This window comes from Corynebacterium tuberculostearicum SK141 (assembly GCF_000175635.1).
Taxonomy (GTDB): domain Bacteria; phylum Actinomycetota; class Actinomycetes; order Mycobacteriales; family Mycobacteriaceae; genus Corynebacterium; species Corynebacterium tuberculostearicum_C.
This window is the reverse complement of the sequence record NZ_ACVP01000012.1, coordinates 54,225-73,796: the sequence shown is the minus strand read 5'-3', so window position 1 is coordinate 73,796 and position 19,572 is coordinate 54,225. Positions and strand designations below refer to the sequence as shown.

22 protein-coding genes are annotated in these 19,572 nt (G+C 63.1%); 8 read left to right on the top strand and 14 right to left on the bottom strand.

What is annotated here, in order from left to right; genetic code table 11:
- The first annotated feature begins 74 nt into the window (after window positions 1-74).
- Entirely contained in the window at window positions 75-1,229 is a 1,155-nt protein-coding gene (glgA, locus tag CORTU0001_RS03845) for a glycogen synthase (RefSeq protein ID WP_034668178.1), read from the top strand.
- A gap of 12 nt (window positions 1,230-1,241) precedes the next feature.
- On the top strand, window positions 1,242-2,684 hold the full coding sequence (locus CORTU0001_RS03840) for a GH32 C-terminal domain-containing protein (RefSeq protein WP_005327515.1): 1,443 nt from the start codon (window positions 1,242-1,244) through the stop codon (window positions 2,682-2,684).
- Window positions 2,685-3,024: 340 nt separating this feature from the next.
- On the opposite strand, the gene CORTU0001_RS03835 is transcribed toward CORTU0001_RS03840, so the two are convergent.
- The 7 genes from CORTU0001_RS03835 to dapE are packed head-to-tail and all read right to left on the bottom strand — an operon-like array spanning window position 3,025 to window position 7,779.
- Entirely contained in the window at window positions 3,025-3,891 is an 867-nt protein-coding gene (locus CORTU0001_RS03835) for a methyltransferase domain-containing protein (protein WP_005327514.1), read from the bottom strand.
- A gap of 9 nt (window positions 3,892-3,900) precedes the next feature.
- Window positions 3,901-4,068 carry a DUF3117 domain-containing protein gene (locus CORTU0001_RS11400; protein ID WP_005323535.1) on the bottom strand — a complete coding sequence of 56 codons (168 nt, stop codon included), beginning with the start codon at window positions 4,066-4,068 and terminating at the stop codon, window positions 3,901-3,903.
- A 12-nt stretch (window positions 4,069-4,080) separates the two neighbouring features.
- The gene (locus CORTU0001_RS03830) at window positions 4,081-4,374 is read right to left on the bottom strand and encodes a DivIVA domain-containing protein (RefSeq protein WP_005327512.1); all 294 of its coding nucleotides are present in this window, start codon (window positions 4,372-4,374) and stop codon (window positions 4,081-4,083) included.
- Between the two features lie 3 nt (window positions 4,375-4,377).
- The gene (locus tag CORTU0001_RS03825) at window positions 4,378-5,100 is read right to left on the bottom strand and encodes a glucosyl-3-phosphoglycerate synthase (protein ID WP_005327509.1); all 723 of its coding nucleotides are present in this window, start codon (window positions 5,098-5,100) and stop codon (window positions 4,378-4,380) included.
- Window positions 5,097-5,909 carry a dihydropteroate synthase gene (gene folP / locus CORTU0001_RS03820; protein ID WP_034668124.1) on the bottom strand — a complete coding sequence of 271 codons (813 nt, stop codon included), beginning with the start codon at window positions 5,907-5,909 and terminating at the stop codon, window positions 5,097-5,099. The genes CORTU0001_RS03825 and folP overlap by 4 nt, the downstream gene beginning before the upstream one ends.
- Window positions 5,910-5,923: 14 nt before the next feature.
- Window positions 5,924-6,688, bottom strand: a complete 765-nt coding sequence (locus tag CORTU0001_RS03815) for an LOG family protein (protein WP_005327506.1) — start codon at window positions 6,686-6,688, stop codon at window positions 5,924-5,926.
- Between the two features lie 2 nt (window positions 6,689-6,690).
- Window positions 6,691-7,779 (bottom strand): succinyl-diaminopimelate desuccinylase, encoded by a 1,089-nt coding sequence (dapE, locus tag CORTU0001_RS03810; RefSeq protein WP_005327505.1) that lies wholly within the window; start codon window positions 7,777-7,779, stop codon window positions 6,691-6,693.
- A gap of 89 nt (window positions 7,780-7,868) precedes the next feature.
- On the opposite strand from dapE, the gene CORTU0001_RS03805 reads away from it, so the two are divergent.
- From CORTU0001_RS03805 to CORTU0001_RS03780, 6 genes are all read left to right on the top strand, one after another.
- Window positions 7,869-9,227 (top strand): amino acid permease, encoded by a 1,359-nt coding sequence (locus CORTU0001_RS03805; RefSeq protein WP_005327504.1) that lies wholly within the window; start codon window positions 7,869-7,871, stop codon window positions 9,225-9,227.
- Window positions 9,228-9,244: 17 nt separating this feature from the next.
- Window positions 9,245-10,216, top strand: coding sequence for a 2,3,4,5-tetrahydropyridine-2,6-dicarboxylate N-succinyltransferase (gene dapD, locus CORTU0001_RS03800; protein ID WP_005327503.1), 972 nt, complete (start codon window positions 9,245-9,247; stop codon window positions 10,214-10,216).
- A 99-nt stretch (window positions 10,217-10,315) separates the two neighbouring features.
- Window positions 10,316-11,647, top strand: a complete 1,332-nt coding sequence (locus tag CORTU0001_RS03795) for an amino acid permease (protein ID WP_244262094.1) — start codon at window positions 10,316-10,318, stop codon at window positions 11,645-11,647.
- Window positions 11,648-11,960: 313 nt separating this feature from the next.
- The gene (locus tag CORTU0001_RS03790) at window positions 11,961-12,821 is read left to right on the top strand and encodes a type IV toxin-antitoxin system AbiEi family antitoxin domain-containing protein (RefSeq protein ID WP_034668122.1); all 861 of its coding nucleotides are present in this window, start codon (window positions 11,961-11,963) and stop codon (window positions 12,819-12,821) included.
- Between the two features lie 54 nt (window positions 12,822-12,875).
- Entirely contained in the window at window positions 12,876-13,085 is a 210-nt protein-coding gene (locus CORTU0001_RS11855) for a helix-turn-helix transcriptional regulator (protein WP_005327499.1), read from the top strand.
- Window positions 13,078-13,560, top strand: coding sequence for a hypothetical protein (locus CORTU0001_RS03780; protein ID WP_005327497.1), 483 nt, complete (start codon window positions 13,078-13,080; stop codon window positions 13,558-13,560). The genes CORTU0001_RS11855 and CORTU0001_RS03780 overlap by 8 nt, the downstream gene beginning before the upstream one ends.
- Before the next feature lie 189 nt (window positions 13,561-13,749).
- Here the strand turns inward: CORTU0001_RS03780 and CORTU0001_RS03775 are convergent, their stop codons facing one another.
- Genes CORTU0001_RS03775 through CORTU0001_RS03745 form a run of 7 tightly spaced genes read right to left on the bottom strand, consistent with a single transcriptional unit; the run spans window position 13,750 to window position 19,512 of the window.
- Window positions 13,750-14,313 carry a GtrA family protein gene (locus CORTU0001_RS03775; protein WP_005323549.1) on the bottom strand — a complete coding sequence of 188 codons (564 nt, stop codon included), beginning with the start codon at window positions 14,311-14,313 and terminating at the stop codon, window positions 13,750-13,752.
- 30 nt (window positions 14,314-14,343) lie between these two features.
- A complete protein-coding gene (locus CORTU0001_RS03770; protein ID WP_244262085.1) occupies window positions 14,344-15,219 on the bottom strand; it encodes a pseudouridine synthase in 876 nt (291 codons plus the stop codon).
- Window positions 15,176-16,264 (bottom strand): succinyldiaminopimelate transaminase, encoded by a 1,089-nt coding sequence (gene dapC, locus CORTU0001_RS03765; protein ID WP_005327493.1) that lies wholly within the window; start codon window positions 16,262-16,264, stop codon window positions 15,176-15,178. Before dapC ends, CORTU0001_RS03770 begins: the two co-directional genes overlap by 44 nt.
- A gap of 3 nt (window positions 16,265-16,267) precedes the next feature.
- Window positions 16,268-16,591 carry a ferredoxin gene (gene fdxA / locus CORTU0001_RS03760; RefSeq protein WP_005327491.1) on the bottom strand — a complete coding sequence of 108 codons (324 nt, stop codon included), beginning with the start codon at window positions 16,589-16,591 and terminating at the stop codon, window positions 16,268-16,270.
- A gap of 53 nt (window positions 16,592-16,644) precedes the next feature.
- Window positions 16,645-17,022 carry a hypothetical protein gene (locus CORTU0001_RS03755; RefSeq protein ID WP_005327488.1) on the bottom strand — a complete coding sequence of 126 codons (378 nt, stop codon included), beginning with the start codon at window positions 17,020-17,022 and terminating at the stop codon, window positions 16,645-16,647.
- Complete coding sequence (locus CORTU0001_RS03750; RefSeq protein ID WP_005327487.1) at window positions 17,022-17,891, bottom strand: PIG-L family deacetylase; 870 nt, start codon at window positions 17,889-17,891, stop codon at window positions 17,022-17,024. The genes CORTU0001_RS03755 and CORTU0001_RS03750 overlap by 1 nt, the downstream gene beginning before the upstream one ends.
- Window positions 17,881-19,512 (bottom strand): ABC transporter family substrate-binding protein, encoded by a 1,632-nt coding sequence (locus CORTU0001_RS03745; RefSeq protein ID WP_005327484.1) that lies wholly within the window; start codon window positions 19,510-19,512, stop codon window positions 17,881-17,883. The genes CORTU0001_RS03750 and CORTU0001_RS03745 overlap by 11 nt, the downstream gene beginning before the upstream one ends.
- Window positions 19,513-19,572: the final 60 nt, after the last annotated feature.

The window sequence follows — 19,572 nt, the reverse complement described above, 5'->3', positions numbered from 1 at the left end:
GCAGATATATGCACATTTCTACCCCCATCCCGTATTTCTGCACGCGGCACCAGAGATACGTATTCTGGGTGGGCATGAGAGCCGGAATCTTTTCCAAAGAATACCCGCCGGAAATCTACGGCGGGGCCGGAGTTCACGTAGCTGAACTCACCCGTTTTATGCGCGATATCATCGATGTCTCCGTGCACTGCATGGGCTCCCCGCGCGAAGAAGAAGACGTCTTTGTACACGGCGTAGACCCCGCACTCGAGGGTGCCAATGGCGCGCTTAAGACCTTGTCCACCGGGCTTCGCATGGCCGATGCCGCCTCCGATATCGACATCGCCCATTCCCACACGTGGTACACGGGCCTCGCCGGCCATCTTTCCGCCCAGCTCTACGATATTCCGCACGTGGTCACCGCCCACTCGCTGGAGCCGCACCGCCCGTGGAAGCGCGAGCAGCTCGGCGGCGGCTATGACGTCTCCTCGTGGTCCGAGAAGAACGCCATGGAATATGCCGACGCCGTCATCGCCGTCTCCGCCGGCATGAAGGACTCCATCCTGGATGCCTACCCGCGGATCGACGCCTCCAAGGTCCACGTCGTCCTCAACGGCATCGACACCGAGCTGTGGCAGCCGCGAGAGGGAGATGTGTTGGACAAGCTGGGCGTCGATAAGCAACGCCCCATCGTTGCCTTCGTTGGCCGCATTACCCGACAAAAGGGCGTAAAGCACCTGCTGCAGGCGGCGCAGAAATTCGACCCGGATATCCAGCTGGTGCTGTGCGCCGGCGCGCCCGATACGCCCGAAATCGCGGCGGAGACCGAGGCGCTGGTGGAGGAACTGCGTGCCCAGCGCGATGGCATTTTCTGGGTCAAGGACATGCTCCCGCGCAACGAGGTCCAGCAGATTTACTCCGGTGCGGATGTGTTTGTTTGCCCGTCCATCTACGAGCCGCTCGGCATCGTCAACCTGGAAGCTATGGCCTGCGGCACGGCCGTTGTCGCCTCCAACGTAGGCGGCATTCCGGAGGTTGTGGTCGATGGCGAAACCGGCATACTGGTGCCTTACGACGCCGCCGCTACCACCGCCTTCGAAGCCGACCTCGCCGCCGCCGTCAATGACGTCGCCGCCGATAAAGAGCGCGCCGCGGAATTTGGCCGCGCCGGCCGAGAGCGCGCCATCCGTGATTTCTCTTGGGCTACCATTGCCGCCCAGACCGTCGATATCTACCGCAGCCTGATTTAAGGAAGGATAGCCGTGACAACTCACCGCCCCGAACTGCATTTTGTCCCCGAAGACGGCGTCCTCGACGCCCCCGCTGGAATCCTGCGTGACGGCGATACCTGGCACCTGTTCCACCAGTACCGCCCCACCGCGGACTCCCCTGCCCGCTGGGGACACACCTACTCCGAAGAGTCTCCCTTTGACTGGTTGGACTGCGACGATGCCCTCGCGCCCGTTGGCGGCGAGCTCTCCCTGCGTGCCGGTTCCGTAGCCCAAGGCCCGGACGATATCCACCTTTACTTCACTTCCGTGACCGCCGCCGGTATCTCCGTTCACCTCGCCCGCTACGCCGATGTGGACGAGATCTGCGAGGTCTCCGATGACCCCCAGGCCCTCGACCCCAATGTCGTTCGTTTTGGCGAGGTCGTAGGCAATACCCGCAACTTTGATCACTTCCGCTCCCCCTCCGTGGTGCCCGATTGGGCCTCCGAGGACCGCGATGACGGCCACGACGGTTGGCTCATGCTCGCGCTCACCGGCCACTCCGACGCCCCGGTTCCCGTCATCCTCGAATCTGCCGATGGCGTGTCTTGGCGGCTGCGCGGCAGCCTCAAGTTCGACGGCGACCCTGGCTTCCTCGAAGGCGAGGTCCCCGCTACCTCGCCCATCCCGCCGGTCGTCTCGCCGCGCTTGGTCCGCCTGCGCGATGAGGTCGACGGCAATATCTACGACGTCCTCTTCGTCACCCTAGAGCGCGGCGGCCGCGACGTCTCCGGCTACCTCGTCGGCCGGCTGGAGGGCACTACTTTTACCGTGGTCTCCGGCTTCCGCCGCGTAGACTTCGGCCACGATTTCTCCCGTCCGCGCAATACCAATACGACCACCGGCACTCTCACCCCAGAGCAGCGCTACGAGCGGGCCGTCATCGTCGGCCTCCTCAACGGCAACGGCCGCGGCGACGACGCCACCAAGCACGCTTCCTGGGAGGCCGAAGGCTGGGCCAATGCCCTGTCCCTGCCCCGCCGAGTCACCCTCGAGGGCGGCGTCCTCTACCAAGCACCCGCCCGCGGCCTGCCCGATGCCGTCAAGCTCTCCGATTACGCCCGTTCCTGGACCGGCGTCATGGAGGTCCCTTCCGGTTCCTGCGTGACTGTCACGCTTCTCGACGGCGCCGGTGACCCCGCCGCCACCATCTGCCACTCCGGCGATGACATCAGCCTCGATCGCTCCATGAACAAAGCCTTCGACCACTGTTTCGCCGATTCCGAGCCCGCCACCGCCACGCTTGCCGAGGGCGACTCCGATACCCTCACCATCATTCAAGACGGCTCCACCGTCGAGGTATTCGTCGACGGTGGCCTCATCGCGATGGCCTCCCGCGTCTACTTCGAAGGCGGCTGCTCCGGCCTGCGGGTCGAGACCTCCGGCGATGCCGTCATCGAGCAGGACTGGCAGCGCTCCGGCTCCAAGCTTTAATCCTCCTGGCTCGCCCCTCCTCACCCAACCCGTCTCTCTCCGTCCCTCCCCCCGCCCTTCGCGCTCACCGGCGCGGCCGCCCACCGCGGTTCCGCCTCTCCTGGTGAGCGGCAAGAGCGGGGATTTCGTTTTCAATCCACATCGCTGGGCTGCGTCTCTCCTAGCTCCCTCACACGCGTCCTTCGCGCTCACGGGGAGAAGCTGGGGCGTCGGAAAGCGTGTGCCGGTGAGCGGCAAGGGGGAAACCTCCCCTCGCGCTCACTGGGGAGACGAAAAGAACCGCCCCACGCGCTTCCGGTGAGCGCGAAGGACGGTGGAGGTGGCTGGGGCCAGCCGGGAGCTAGACGGCGCGGAGGCGATCCAAGCGGGCGCGGGCGGTGACCGTGAGCGTCGGGGGCAACGCGGCCATGCGCTCGGCGAGTTCGCCGGCACTGATGTGGCGCGCGGACGGGCTCATGCCCACCTGGGCGGCAACGGAGGCCTTATCAAGCTCGATGGGGAACGAGATATCGACCGGGTCGGCCGCCTGCTCGAGGAAGCCCTCGGCCTGCTCATACATGCGCTCGACCTTGCCTTCTTCCACGCCGAGGATGCCGAGCGGCTCGCGCAGCTCATCTAGGTGTCCGGCGCCGGGGGTCAAGACGATGACCTGGCCGCCTGGGGCGAGCACGCGCTGGAACTCGGCGGGATTGCGCGGGGCGAAGACGACGGAGATTGCGTCGACGGACTCATCCCGGAGGGGCAAGCGCTCCCACACATCGGCCACAACGGCGCCGACGCGCGGGTGGCACTTAGCCAAGTGCTTCGCGGCGTGCGGGGAAATATCGAGGCCAACGCCACGGGCCTCCGCGATGGAGTCCAGAGTATGGGCCAGGTAGTAGCCGGTGCCGGCGCCCACCTCGAGCAGGGAGGCGGGCGTGGACTCGGCCAAGGAAGCGGAATCCAGTGCGTCCTGGACGGCCCCGGTTACGGCCTCGACGAAGGGCGCGAAATGGCCCATGGCCAGATAGGTCTCACGGGCGTTGACCATATCCATGTCATCGCCCTTGTGCTTGAGTCCAGCGCCGGCCGCGAGGGTGACGTAGCCCTGCTTGGCCACATCATAAGAGTGGCCGGATTCCGAAACGAGGCGAGAGAAATCATCGGCACCAGAAAGCGCGGTGCCATCGTTGGGATCGGCCAGAATGTCGACGATATGAGAAAGCATGTACCTAGACTAGCTAGAAACCTCGGTCAACAGGGAACCGAGCTCGGCGGCCTCGTCCTTGCTCAGCTCGATGACGATGCGACCGCCGCCATCCGAGGGGATGCGCATGACAATTTTGCGGGACTCCTCTACTGCTTCCATTTCTCCGCCCGTGGTGCGCGGCTTCATTGCTGCCATAGTGAGTCTCCTTTAGTTAACTTCTTTTCCTTCCAGCTTAGACCTTTTCTGCGCGGAAGATAGTTGTTCCTCCAGTTGCGCGAGGAGATCGTCTACCTGGTCCTGGCGGTATCCACGGGGAACCACCTCGAATTTTACCTGGTCAAGGCGACCTTCACGGAGGGCGGCGCGGTTATTTTCGCGCACCTTCTGCGGCTCGTCGAGCGGGTGCATGACCTCGCCGCGGCCAAAGATGGAACCCCACACCCAGGTGCCGATGACGGTCAGGGCGATAAGGACGAGCAGGAGCATAATCCAAGACAGCATGGCTTAAACCTTACCTTTTAGCGGCGGGCGTTGAGCAACGGGAGCGATGACCCCGGCGCGGGCGAGCAGCGTGCGCGCGACTACCTCGGCCATCGGCGCCAGCTGGTGCAGCGGCCGGTTGCGGTGTACCCGCGTGCCCAGGTCTACCTGTGCGATTGTGCCCCGCTTGCCGACGTCCACCATTAGCCCCGCTTCCACCCCATACCCCTCCACGAAGGGCAGTTCTAGGGCGGTGGCGCGGCGCAGGGCGTATTCGCCTCCAAGGGGCTGAGCGATGTGGGCGAGCTCGGGAAAGAACTGCTTGATGAGCGGCTTGGCGGTCAGTTCGGTCACGCGGCCGCCGCCGGTGGGCTGGCCGTTGAGGCTGCGGCGGTAGCGGGCTTTGACCATCTCCACCGCGGGGTCGGCGAAGGGCGCGGCCAAGGCCGAGACCATGCCGGGCGCGGCGGATTCGAGGTCGGCATCGACAAAGACGACGATATCTCCCTTCGCCGCGGCAACCCCGCGCCAGAGGGATTCGCCCTTACCGGGGCGCGGTTCCTCCGGGAGGATATCGCGCCAATTGCGCACATCCGCTCCGGCAGCGGCAGCGCGGGAGGCGGTGGCGTCGGTGGAGTCAGCGTCGATGACGAGCACTTCCAGGGGGTCATCGGCGAGGCAGGCGCGCACGACGTCCGCGACGGTGCCCTCCTCGTTGAGCGCTGGAATGATTACAGAGACGCTCATGCAAGGCCTCGCGTAGTGACTAGCGGGGCCACCTCGCCTTGGATGGCGGCGGTCATGCGGATGACATCGGCGGTCTCGGCCACCTCGTGGACGCGGAAGGCGGCCACGCCGCGGGCGGCGGACCACGCGGTAGCGGCCAGGGTGCCGGCCACGCGCTCGCCTACCCCGCGGTCGAGCGTCTCGCCCACGAAGTCCTTATTGGATAGCGCCATGAGCACCGGCCAACCGGTGGCGACGATCTCGTCAATGCGCCGCAGGAGCTCGAGCCCGTGAAAGGTGTTCTTACCAAAGTCATGCGTCGGATCGATGAAGGTCAAATCCTCCGGACAGCCGAGGGAGGCGGCGCGCTCGGCCAGTTGGGTGGTTTCCGCGATGACATCGGCCACCACATCATCGAAATGCACGCGGTGCGGCCTAGTGCGCGGGGTAATGCCGCCAGTGTGCGAGCACACGTATCCCACGCGGTGCTGGCCGGCGACCTCGATGAGCTCGGGGTCCCAACCGGCCCAGGTGTCATTGACCAGGCCGGCGCCGGCTGCGATGGCTGCCTCGGCTACCTCGCTGCGCCAAGTATCGACGGAGATGAGCACGTCCGGGTGGCGCTCGTGCACCTTCTCGATGGTCGGCACCACGCGGTCGATTTCCTCCGCCGCGTTCACGGCCTTGCCGGGGCCAGCCTTCACACCGCCAATATCGACGATCGACGCACCGGCCGCGATCACCTCATCACAACGGCGCAGCGCCGGGTCAAGGTCAAAGGTTGCGCCCTTGTCATAGAAGGAATCCGGGGTGCGATTGACAATCGCCATCACACGCGCGAGGCTCAACGCGGCTCCCTGATGCGCTTATCGCTCATGACTTGGTGGCGCTGGATGATGTGGGCGAGGGCTTCATCGGGGTCGTCGGTAAGCAGGAAAAGCTCTCGGTCACCTTCGTTGATATAGCCGCTGGCCGCCAGGGTCTTTTCCATCCATTCCAGCAGGCCGGACCAGTACTCGGTGCCCATGAGCACGATGGGGTAATTGGTCACTTTTCCGGTCTGGACCATGCACATGACCTCGAAGAACTCATCCATCGTGCCCATGCCACCAGGCAGGCAGATGAAGGCCTGCGAGTACTTCAAGAACATCGTCTTGCGGGCAAAGAAGTAGCGGAAATTCAGGCCCAGATCCACATACTCGTTAAGGCCCTGCTCGTGGGGAAGCTCGATGCCCAAGCCCACGGAGAGCCCGCCGGCCTCGTGGGCGCCGCGGTTGGCTGCCTCCATGATGCCGGGGCCGCCGCCGGTGATGACGGCATAGGAGTGCTCGGCCAGTTTGCGGCCGACCTCGACGCCGAGCTGGTAGCTCGCATCCTCCGGCGTGGTGCGCGCGGAGCCGAAGACGGTAACGGCCTTCGGCAGCTTGGAAAGCGCATCGAAGCCAGCGACGAACTCGCCTTGGATGCGCAGGACGCGCCACGGATCGGCGTGCTGCCACTCATGGTCCGCGCCGGACTCCAAGAGCCGCTGGTCAAAGGTGGAGGCCTGCTCGCCTTCGGTGCGCAGCAGCATCGGGCCGCGCAGGGTGCGCATCTGCTCAGGAGTCATGGTTATCCCTTCAGGTAGTTCAGGAGGGCGGTGGATACTTCGGTGATCTGCGCGGTGGGGACCTGCTCATCCTTCTTATGCGCGAACCCGGGGTCACCGGCGCCAAAGTTTACGGCCGGGGTGCCCATTTCAGAGAAGCGGGCAACGTCGGTCCAGCCGTACTTGGCGCGAACGTTGCCCCCGACGGCGTCGATAAGAGCCTTGGCCGCCGGCTGGCCCAAACCGGGCTGGGCGGCCGGTGCAATGTCATCGATCTCGATGGTGACATCTTCTTCCTCGCCGATGATGGACTTCATATACTCCAGCGCCTCGTCGCTCGTGCGGTCCGGCGCAAAGCGGAAGTTCACAAACATCCATGCCTCATCCGGCAGCGTATTGGTGGCAACGCCCGACTCGAGGTGGACGATGTTGAGGCCCTCGCGGTAGGTGCAGCCATCGATGGTGACATCGCGGGACTCATAGGCGGCGATGCGGCTCATGATGGGCGCGAGCTTGTGTGCTGCGTTGGAGCCGAGCCAGGCGCGGGCTGAGTGCGCACGAGTGCCATGGGCGGTCACGCGCAGGCGGATGGAGCCCTGGCAGCCGGCCTCGACCATGGCGCCGGAGGGCTCGCCTAACAGGGCGAAGTCGCCCTCGAGCCACTCTGGGTGGTCTTTTTGCAGGTGGCCCAGGCCATTAAATTCAGTGGCTACTTCTTCGCCCTCGTAGGCGATGACGGTGAGGTCATGCTTGAGCTCACCGGCTTCGTGCAGCTGGGCAAAGGCATTGAGGTAGACGGCCATGCCGGACTTCATGTCCACAGTGCCGCAGCCCCACATAATCTCTACCCCGCCTTCAGAGGTTTCCATGTGATGCGGTACATTTTCTGCCAACGGAACGGTATCAATGTGACCGGCGAGCACCACGCGGGAATCTAGCCCGCGGTTCGTGCGGGCGCACACGGTATTGCCGTAGCGGGCAACCTCGACGTCCAAACCGCGCAGCGCTTCTTCGATGGCGTCTGCGATGGCCTCCTCATGGTGGGAGGGGCTCGGAATATCCACGAGCGCCTTGGTTAGTTCGATGGGGTCTGCATATAGATCTAAAGTCACAAAGCGCCATGCTAGCGCTCCGCGCAGCTCACCGCATTGTGTAAAGTTCACTTCACTGCAAATAATTCGTCCTCCCTAAGGTGATAACAATGGCCGAAGGCACTCAATTGAAATCCCGCCATCTCACGATGATGGGCCTTGGCTCCGCCGTAGGCGCCGGCCTCTTCCTCGGCGTGGGCCTCGGCATCCAGATTTCCGGCACCTCCGTGCTCATCTCCTATGCCGTAGCCGGCGCGCTCATCGCACTGGTGATGTGGATGCTGGGTGAAATGGCCGCCGCCCGCCCCTCTTTGGGGTCATTTTCCACCTACGCTGGCCAGGCCTTCGGTCACTGGGCGCGCTTTACCATGGGGTGGATTTTCTGGTTCATGCTGATCATGGTCATGGGCGCTGAAATCACCGGCGCGGCCGCCATCATTTCCAACTGGTTTGATATTGCCCCGTGGATTCCAGCGCTTATTGCTGTGGCCTTCTTCGCGGTGGTCAACTTCGCGGCCGTGGGCGGTTTTGGTGAGTTCGAGTTCTGGTTCGCCATCATCAAGGTCGGAGTCATCGTCGCCTTCCTCGTCATCGGCGCACTCATGGCGCTGGGCATCCTGCCGGGCATGGATGTCTCCTTGGCCGGTACCAATTTCACCGATAACTTCCTGCCCAATGGCATGCCTGGCTTCGCCGCTGGATTGCTGGCTGTCGCCTTTGCCTTCGGCGGCATCGAGCTGGTGACCATCGCGGCCGCCGAGTCCGAGGATCCGGCGCATAACGTGGCCACTGCGGTGCGCGCCATCATCGTGCGCATCATGATTTTCTACATCGGCTCTATCGTGGTGATCACCATGGCGCTGCCGTTTAGCTCCATCCAGGACGCCGATGTGGCGGCGGATTCCCCCTTCACCCTGGTGCTCGCGGCCGCCAAGATTCCTTTTGCGGCCGGCTTCATGGAGGCGATTATCGCCCTAGCACTGCTGTCTGCCTTCAACGCGCAGATTTACGCCACCTCCCGCTTGGTCTTTGATATGACCAAGGACCACTGCGCCCCGGGTTTCTTCCTCAAGCAAAACCGCGCCGGCTCCCCCATCAACGCCGTCATCTTGTCCATGGTCTTCGCCTTCGCTTCGGTGGGCCTGCAGTTCTGGAACCCGCCAGGGCTTCTGGCCTTCCTCTTCAACGCGGTCGGAGGGTGCCTGCTGGTCATCTGGTCCTTCATCGTGGCTTCCTTTATCAAGTTGCACCCCGTCCTGCGCGATAATGGCGAGCTGACCGAGATCCACGTACCCGGATTCCCCTGGCTTCCGTGGGTTACGGCCGCCGCCCTGGCCGGACTGACCCTGCTGATGCTCTTTGATCCGGCCGCGCGCAACCAGGTCATCTCGGTGCTCATCCTGGCCGCGGTGCTCGTCATCTTGTCTTTCGTGCTTCCCACCGGCCAGCGCGCGGAGGCGCGGAAGTAGTTGCTAAGCTAGCGGGCATGACTTCTGCATCCGCACGCGGCCTAGCAACCATTACCCATGACGGCACCGTCTTGGACGTATGGTTCCCGGCCGTATACACCGATAAGAACGTAGAGACCACCGAGACCAAGCGCTTGGAAGAGGTTCCCCAGCAGTTCTCCGCACTGGCAGGCCCGGACGAGGAGCGTGGCGTGGCCCGCGTCGCCGTTGAGACCTCCATCAAGGATCTGGATGACGCCCCCGTCGATACCTACGATGCTTACCTGCGCCTGCACCTCCTGTCCCACCGCGCGGTCAAGCCGCACGGCCTGAATATGGACGGTATCTTCGGCCACCTCAATAACGTGGTCTGGACCAACTACGGTCCGTGCGCCGTGTCCGATTTCCAGATGGTGCGCGGACGCCTGGCCTCCCGCGGCCCGGTCGTTGTCTACTCCGTGGACAAGTTCCCCCGCATGGTGGACTACGTTGTGCCGTCCGGCGTCCGCATCGGTGACGCAGACCGCGTGCGCCTGGGCGCCCACCTGGCTGAGGGCACCACCGTCATGCACGAGGGCTTCGTCAACTTCAACGCCGGCACCCTCGGCGCTTCCATGGTTGAGGGCCGCATCTCCGCGGGCGTCGTCGTGGGCGATGGCTCCGATATCGGCGGCGGCGCGTCCATCATGGGTACCCTGTCCGGCGGCGGCAAGGAGGTCATCTCCATCGGCGAGCGCTGCCTCCTCGGCGCCAACTCCGGCATTGGCATTTCGCTTGGCGACGACGCCGTGGTCGAAGCCGGCCTCTACGTCACCGCCGGCACCAAGGTAACCGTCTTTGGCAAGGTCGCGGAAGCACTCGGCGTCGGCAATGGCGAGAACATCAAGGGCTCCCAGCTCTCCGGTGCCTCCGGCATGCTGCTGCGCCGCAACTCCGTCTCCGGTGCGGTTGAGGCCGTGGAGTGGAAGGCCGAGGCCGTCGCGCTTAACGACGAGCTGCACAAGAATTAATACCCCCGATTCCTATAGCCCAATCGGGCAAAATAAGATGGAGGGGTGACTGATAACTCCTCCACCCTCGGTTCTGGTCTGAAGGTCCGCCACCTGACGATGATGGGGCTAGGCTCCACCATCGGTGCCGGACTTTTCTTGGGCACCGGCGTCGGCATTTCCGCCGCCGGCCCCGCCGTGCTCCTCGCCTACGTCATCGCTGGCTTTCTGGCCATTTTGGTGATGCAGATGCTGGGCGAGATGGGCACCGTTATCCCCGCCTCCGGCTCCTTTTCCGAATACGCCGAACACGGCATCGGCCGCTGGGCGGGCTTTACCCAGGGCTGGATCTATTGGCTAGCCACGGTCGCCGTCCTTGGCGCCGAAATCACCGGCGCGGCCGGCTTCATTGGCTCCTGGTTCAACGTTTCGCCGTGGATCCCCGCCGCCGTCTGCGTGGTCCTCTTCGGCATCATCAACCTGCTGCGCGTGCGCAGCTTCGGCGAATTCGAGTACTGGTTCGCCCTCATCAAGGTCGTCGTCATCGTGGCCTTTCTCATCATCGGCGCGCTGCTCATCTTGGGCCTTCTGCCCGGACATTCCTTCATCGGCACCTCCGTCTTCCTGGAGGACGGCTTCATGCCTAATGGCCTCGGCGGCGTCGCGGCCGGCCTGCTCGCAGTGGCCTTCGCCTTCGGCGGCATCGAGGTGGTCGCCATCGCTTCTGCCGAATCCGAGGATCCCGAGAAATCCCTGGTTAATGCCGTGCGCTCCACCATCTTGCGCATCTCGGTGTTCTACTTGGGCTCCGTCCTCGTCATCACGTTCCTCCTGCCCTATTCCATCCTGGGCGGTGCCTCCTCGGCCGCAGAATCGCCCTTCACCATGGTTCTCGAACGCGCCGGCATCCCGGGCGCGGCCGGCATCATGGAAGTCGTCATCGTGCTCGCGCTACTCTCCGCCTTCAACTCGCAGATCTACGCCTCCTCCCGCATGATGCACTCCCTAGCCTCCCGCGGCGAGGCCCCGCGCATCTTCACCACCACCAATAAGGACGGCGTTCCTACCACCGCCATCGGCCTGTCTGTCCTCCTCTCGGCCGTCATGGTGGTGCTCAACTACGCCGATACCGGCTGGCTCCTTACTTTCATGCTCAACGCCGCCGGCGCGTCCCTGCTCATCGTCTGGGTCTTCATCGCCGTCAGCCAGCTGCGCCTGCGCCGCCAGCTTGAGGCCCTCCATCCCCTCCCCATCCGCATGTGGGCCTTCCCCTACCTCACCTGGTTCGCCCTCGCCCTCTTTGCGGCCATCGCGGTACTCATGCTTACCGACGCCACCGCCCGCACCCAACTCCTCTCCGCCGCCGCCATGTTCGTGGTGCTCGCCATCGCCGGCGTTATCAATTCCAAGGTTCGCGGCATCAACCCGACCTCGACGCTGCCCCTCACCTAGCCCCTCGCCCCTGGAGGCACGGCTCGCCCACTCCCCTTGGCCCCTCCCCGCCCTTCGCGCTCACCGGCACGAGGCGGGGTCTCTCTTTTTCGTCACCTGGTGAGCGCCTACGGCGAGCTCTGCCCACGCCCCTCCCGTCGCGCTCACGGGGAGCACAAATCAGGGCCACCCGAGGCCGCCGGTGAGCGCGAAGGGAAGTTATCCACAGCTATCCAGACCACGCAGCGAAAAATCGCCCCCAACCCCAGGGTTATCCACAGGATGCCGCGACGCGCATAGCTACAGCTCAACACGACCGCTTAGGTTAAGCCCCATGGGGGAATGGACTACCGCGGAACTGCGCGGCCAAGGTTTGAGCAAGGATGCGATTCGTCGCAAGGTTCGCGAGGGGAAGCTCTTTCGCGTGCACAGGGGGATTTATACCGATGAATGGACGCCCTGGGCGGTGGCGCGGGCGCTGGCGCATGGGCTCAGCCGCATCCATTTCACGGGAAAGACGGCGCAGGAGATTTACCTCGGCCGGCAGCTGACATTTCCTCTGGAAGCGGAGGGACCGCGTACTTTGAAGGGAAAGAACTTTCGCGTTTCGCACTCGCGACTTCAAGCCACGCACAATGTCAACGGCCTTCCGGTGGTGCAACCGTTGTGGGCCGCGCGTAGGATTTCGCGTGCGTGCAGGCCTCTTCTGGAAGAACACTATCGAGGAAAGCACGGACCCGGCCGTCTAGAAACGGACCGTCGGCGAATGCGGCGCGTGCCAAGGAGTCTAAAGGAGACGATTCGGCACGCTGCGATCGGAGCGGATAGCCCACCGGAGCGCACTTTAAGCAGAAAGCTGCGCACTGAAGGAATTTTCCCTGAACACAATGCCCTCATTGCGGGGTACCGCTTTGATCTCAGGATTGGAAGGCTCCTTGTGGAAGTCGATGGCTGGGAATACCACAAACACAGCGTGGCCTTTCAAGCTGACCGGTCCAAACAAAACGCGGCCGTCGCCCACGGATATACGGTCTTGCGCTTTACTGCCGACGACATCAAATACCACCTCAGCGAAGCCATCCTACTTATCAAAGCCACTCTTGAGGTGCTTAAAGGCCGCAACCCTGAGCTTCCGACCTCAGCAGCTCAGCCTTATTGGAAGTGGCATCTATGTGTGAGACATTTGCCCCAATGACAACTATCCTTTACATTAGGACATGTAAGCAAGACACACAGTAAAGGAGTCCAGATGGCCGACCACCCCAACATGGTCCGCAAATGGCGCCGCTGGCTCGAATTATCACAAGCCGAACTCGCTGATAAAGCCGGCGTCTCCCGCCAAACCATCGCCAATATCGAACGGGGCAATTACTCCCCTTCCGTGCACCTCGCGCTGGACATTTGCCACGAACTAGGAAAAACCGTCGAAGAAATTTTTGGAGCTGAACAACATGATTAACGCCATCGCCAATTACTCCCTCAATGAAATCGATCGCGCAACCCGCGATGAATTCGAACGCGACACGCTCTATAAAGCCTGCGCAATTGGCATCACTCTCATCCCATTCCTCGAGCTCGTCGTCGCCGCAATCCTCGCCTGGGTCCTCCCCGGCCGAATGAGCATGCTGTGCTTCCTCGCGCTCGTACCATCCATCCTCGGCAATTCCATCGGCACCGCGTGGATGCGCCAACGCGTCGCCACCCCACCAGTGGGCCGAAATTGGACCGCAATGGCCGTCTACTTCATCCCGCTCATTGCCATGTTCGCCGGCATTGCCTATAACGCCTACGCGCCTGCCGACGGCCACAGCCCCGCCTCTTACCTCCTCGGCACCGCCGTCGGTGTTATCGCCGTCCTCATCCTCACCCCCTTCATTCGTCGCCGCCAGCACCGTCGCGACCAGGCTCGCCTCGATGCCGAGCTCGAAGACTAATCCCCCTCCCGCCCCTTCCCTCCACCCGCCCTTCGCGCTCACCGCGGACGGCGGGTTTTCTCTGATTTCGTTCCCCGTGAGCGCGACGGAAGGTACTGTGCCCTTCGCGCTCACGGGGAGAAAGAAAAATCTCCGCCAGCCTGCGCTGGTGAGCGCGAGGGGCGGAGAGGAAGGAAATACGGGACCTAGCTAGGCTGGCTCGGTTTCTTCGACAAGTTGAGGCGTCTTCGGCTGCGAGCGGAAGGTCCAAAGCTTGTTCAAAATAAAGTTAATCGGCATAGCGACAATGATAGAAATGGCCGATGCCCAGTACACCTTTGTACGCAAACCGGTCGAATCATCCAGAATGTCTGAGGGCAAGTGCAGCGGCGAAGTCGGATTCATTAACAGTGTCGCCACAACTTGACTTACGATAAAAGCTCCAATTCCAGCGAGAAGGAATGGGAAGAAACCGCGCAGCCAAGACACCTTCGCCACCGATCGGAAAGTCCACATGCGATTCAGCTGGTAGTTCCAAGTGTTGGCGACCAAGAACGCAATGGTCAAAAACACATGGTACCAACGGATATGGAAAACAGAGCCGAAGAGATTGATGAAGGGGTCATCCGCCTCGATGCCGCCAGACCACCAAGTAATCTTTCTGCACAAATAGACCACAAAGAGATTAACCGCGGTACCCGAGCCGCCAACAATGCCGAATTTGAGAAACTGCCCAAAATTGGACACAAAGCGCGCGACGCTGAGGTCTGCCATGGGCCGCCTTTCTAGCCAGTGATTAAATAACTACTCGATTGTAGTTCTTAAGGCCTGGGAACTGAAAAATTGGCGCTCGGAATGTGATAGAGGATCTATAAAAGTTATAGCCTCATGGAGCAGCGCGAGCGGGGTTCGGAAGTCATAGAGGTCGAGCTTGCGCGGGGTGGGATAGGTATCGTCGCCAAGCAGTGGGTGGCCGAGGTGATTGAGCAGCACGCGCAACTGGTGGGTATGGCCGGTGCGCGGCCACATGGTCACCTCCCGGCCGGCGGCGCGCACATATGTGGAGGTCAGCGTACCTTCGGGGGCCACGAACACCTGGCGCGACCCGCGGGGCTTGTGCATGCGCAGGGCAATTTCCTGGTCCACGAAAAGCGGCTGCTTGACGACGCCCCGATACCTCTTCACCGCACTCCCCTCCAGAAAGATGCGCTGGTAGGCGGCGCGGGTTTCGGGATTACGGGAGCAGATGACGAGGCCAGCGGTCAGGCGATCCAGGCGGTGCAGAGGTACGATGTCGTCTTCGCCAAAATCCACGCGCAGGCGGGTTTGCAGCGTTTCGCGCTGGAGGCGGCCGTTGGTGGTCGTGGGCAGGAAGTGCGGCTTATCGGCCACGATGAAGTCGCGGTCGGCGTGGACCACGGAGTAGTCGAAAGGAATCGGGCGCTCCGGCGGCACCGCAGGGTGGTACCAGGCGGGCACGGGGTGCGGGAGTGCGGCGCCGGGCGGCAGCGCGGTGCCGGGCGAAAAGGGAGAGTCGCCGGCACGGGCGGCGAAGTACTCCCCTTCCTCCGGCACGCGGCCGCGCAGAACCGTTTTGCGCGGGGAAATGCCCGCGCGGGCGGGAGGCCTCCCGGAATTAGGCACCGGCGAGGCGGTCCACGGCGGCATCGATGCGCTCATCGGTGCCATTGAGGCCGATGCGCACATGCTTCTCGCCGGCCGGACCGTAGAAGTCACCGGGGGCCGCGAGGATGCCACGCTCTGCAAGCCAGTCGATGGTCTCGCGGCAGTTCTCGCCCCGGGTGGCCCACAGGTACAGGCCGGCATCGGAGTGGTCGATGGTAAAGCCGGCGTCGACAAGCGCGTGCATGAGCACCGCACGGCGGGAGGCGTAGCGGTTGCGCTGGAGGGCTTCGGTGTCGTCGTCGTTGAGCGCGGCAACCATGGCGGCCTGGATGGGACCTGGAACGATGAGACCCGCGTGCTTGCGCAGCTGGAGCAGCTCAGCAATGAGGTCGTTATCGCCGGCGAAGAAACCGGCGCGATAAGAGGCCATATTCGCGGTCTTGGATAGCGAATGCATGGCAATAAGCCCGGTGTTATCGCCATCGGTCACGCGCGGATCGAGGATGGATACCGGCGGGTTATCGTCATTCCATCCCAAGCTCATATAGCACTCATCGGAGGCGATGATGGCGCCGGTCTCGCGCGCCCACGCCACGATGCGGCGCAGCTCCTCCACGCCGAGCACACGGCCGGTGGGATTGGACGGCGAATTCAAAAAGACCAGGGAGGCGTCTTGGAAATCGGAATCCGCGCGCAGCGGCGTGGCGCCGGCGAGCAGGGCGCCCACCTCGTAGGTGGGATAGGCCACCGAGGGGAAGGCGACGGTCTCGCCGCGCATTCCCAGAAGCGTGGGCAGCCAGGCGATGGCCTCTTTGGTGCCGACCACCGGCAGTACGCGGTCCACCTGCATGTTATAGCGGCGAGTGAGCGCGGCGGCGATAGCCTCGCGCAGTTCCGGGGTGCCGGCGGTCTGCGGGTAACCAGGGTCCTGCGCGGCTGCAGTCAACGCGAGCTGCACGCCTGGGGACACAGGGTCAACGGGGTTGCCCACCGAGAGGTCAACGATTCCACCCGGGTAGGCCTGGGCTTTCTTCTTGGCGCCAGCCAGCGAATCCCAAGGGAAATCTGGAAGCGTCTTTCCTAGCGGTGTGCGTGCCATGTCTTACTCCTGATTCTGTGGCGGAAGCGCGGCAATCATCGGGACGTCAAAGTCCTGTGGGCCGAGGGCCGCCGCGCCGCCCGGGGAGCCCAGGTCATCGAAGAAGGCTGCGTTGGCGTCGTTGTAGTCCAGCCACTCATCGGGAACGTCATCCTCGTAGAAGATGGCCTCGACTGGGCAAGCCGGCTCGCAGGCGCCGCAGTCCACGCACTCATCCGGGTGGATGTAGAGCATGCGCTTGCCCTCGTAGATGCAGTCAACAGGGCATTCCTCAACGCAGCCGCGGTCCATTACGTCAACGCAAGGCTGTGCGATCGTATAAGTCATGGAGATTCCTTGAAGCTTCCTGATTTCTCGGATTTGGGATGTTTAACAGTATGTCACTTCTGCTTGAAAAATGGCCAAACGCCCCCGCCTATCCCGGCCAAAAGCAGGAGCAGGCTGAGAATATTATTGGCCAAGAGCATGTCTCCTGTCATCGGTACGAGGAGCATGAAGGCGAAAAAGCCCAAGCACCAGACGATGAGCGGGATGGCGCCGACCATCGGCGCGGGGCTCCATAACCGGGCGGTGCGGGTGAGCACGGAGTTAAACCACCACGCAAGCAGGATGGTGATGGGAAAAGCCACACTCGCCCCATTGGATAGCGGAATGCGGGCGGTGAGGTAGATCACCTCGAGGAAGACCGAGAGCAACGCGCCGATGGCCAGCCACACCAGTCCGGTGACCTGCTCGCCGCGGCTAAAATCCGTGCGCATTACAGGCCGCCCAGCAGATCATCGGCCGGCTCGCCTTGGCCCAGCTGGAAGTACTCGGCGCGCAGCAGGGGCATGACCAGCAGGTTGGATAGACCATAGGCTCCGGGCACGTGCTCGGGTTCGTGCAACGCGGCCACGGCGGCCTCGGGGTTAGTGCGGGTGGTGGTGCCATCGGCCACCCAGATTTGGGAGGCGTGGGCGCGCATGGCGCAGCGCTTGGCGTCCAGGGCGGCGTCGGAAAGAGCGACGGTGACATCGGCGCCCTCGTTAGTGAAATTGTCCAAGTACTCTTGGCTGGGCTCGGTCCACCCGGCCGGCGCATCCAGGGTGTCCAGGCCGGCATAATTGGCGGCGCGTTCAAAAATGCCGTACCAAATGCGCGTGCTTGGCGGAGCCGCCTTCATCACCGCCTTATGCACCGCAATGTGGTCTGGGTGCCCGTAGCCACCATCGGGCCCGTAGGTCAAGATGGCGTGGGGCTGGATGGCCTCGAGCTCGTCGCTGAGAAACTCGGCCGCCTCCTCGATGCGATTGACCAGTGCACGCGGGTTCTCGTGCGAGGGAGAACCCGCCATGCCGGAATCGCGGAAATGCCCGAATCCGCCCAATTGAGCTCCCTTGACGCCCAGCGCATCGAGGGCATTGGCCAATTCGCGGGCGCGGAAACCGCCGAGCTGATCGTGATCGGCCAGGCCTTGGTAAGGCTCGCCGATGACCTCGCCATCCTCGCCCAAGGTAAGCGTAATGACGGAAACTTCGGCGCCGCGTGCGGCTAGAGTGGCCAGGGTGCCACCCATAAAGAGGGTTTCATCATCTGGGTGGGCGTGCACTGCCACCACGCGGTAGCCGGTTAAGTCCTTAGTCTTCATCTATCCTCCAGCGGGGCGCGGTGATAAGACCCTCGTCCCAATCATCAATGCTCTGGCCGGGGCCTACAATACCCTCCCCGAGCGCGTGGATACGCGTCTCATCCACCAAAGGCACGTAGAGGGCCTCCTTAGAGTTCACATCTCGAATGCGTCCGAGCGCTTCCTTCGGGCTCATGGCTCCGGACAAAATCTCCTCGCGAATCTCATCCGCGTTCTCCGGACAGATTCCGGACAGGTCGCCGGCGAGCGGCTGTTTGTCATCGCAGCTGAAGATATTCGCCGCGGACACCGAGTTCAGTGAGATATCCTCCCAGGTCACTACCGCATCCACCTCGCCTTCGGGCAGGAGCTTGGAGGTGATCGTGGTCAGGCGTTCGGACACCACCTCGGCAGCGATCCCGTGGGCTTCGAGGACGTCATAAAGCGTATTGGCCGCAGCCAAGGCCGTGGGGCTGGTGGGGTCTACCGCAAAGCGAATCGGCTTCTTACTAGCGCGGGTGCGCAGCGCAGTGAGATCCACATCCTTGCTTATCGGGTTATTCCCGGGCTCTAGGTTGGAAGCGCGGCCGGTGGCCAAGCGCGCGACCTGGTCCGTATCAATCAGCGAGGCCAATCCGCGGCGCGCTGCCCTTTCTTCCAGCGCTCCATCCGCGGTGGACATGTGCAGGCGCAGTTGGCGCGGGCGGGTCAGTGTCTTATCGGAAACATGCCCTAAAAGACCCAGTGCCTCCTGCGAGGTTTGATCCGGGGTAAAGTCCGCGAAACCAATCTGCCCGGAGCGCAGCATATTGAGCGCCTGGGTGCTATCGCGCACCTCGCGCAGCTGAATGACGTCCACCTGCGCCGGATTGGCACCCCAGAAGCGGTCATTCCGGTTCAAGGTAATGACTCCGCGGCCGCGGTCCACGCTGTCGACGAGGAAGCGCCCGGCCGATGCCGGAATCTTATCGGCCAAGGCAGAGCCAAAGTTATCGTCCTGCAGCAGGTGGGAAGGCAGCAAATTATGAAAAAGCAGGTGCCAATCTTTCACCTTCTCAGAAAAATCCACGGTGACTACGCGGCCACCATCGGAGGTATTGACGGCCGATATGGCGTGGTAGCCGGCGGGATCGCGCACACCGGCGGTGGTGGTCATCTGCTTCCACAGGTAGCTAAAGTCCGCACCGGAAATGGGTGTGCCATCGGACCATTGTGCGGGCGAGGCAATGACGTAGCGCACCCGCTGCGCCACGCCCTTAGGCGCGGTGACCTCAGAGGCGGATTCGAGGATATCGGCGTCCCTTTGCCCGTTGTGGAACGCTGAGGGCAGCACCAGTTCTGCAATCTGGTCGACCAGCTCGGAGTTATTGGCCACCAGGTGCGGGTTCAATCCCGCGCGCAAGGGATCCACGCCCACCGAGATGGTGGGGCGCTTGGCGGAGTCAGCATCCTGCGGCTGCTCTTCTTCCGGGGTTGGCGTGCTGGTGGTCTGATCTTCTTGCAGCGCGGAGGAATGGTCCTCCACCACCGGTGGTGGGCCGGGGTTAGCCGCGCAGGCGCTAAGTAGTGCAAGGCTGGCGGTGCTGAGTACCGCTGCGATTGCCGACGCCGCGCGCCTTGGTGAAGCCGGATTCTTTTTCATCGCGGACTACTTTAGTCCTTTTCCCCCGCCGAAACGAAGATTATTGGCGCTAGACTCGGC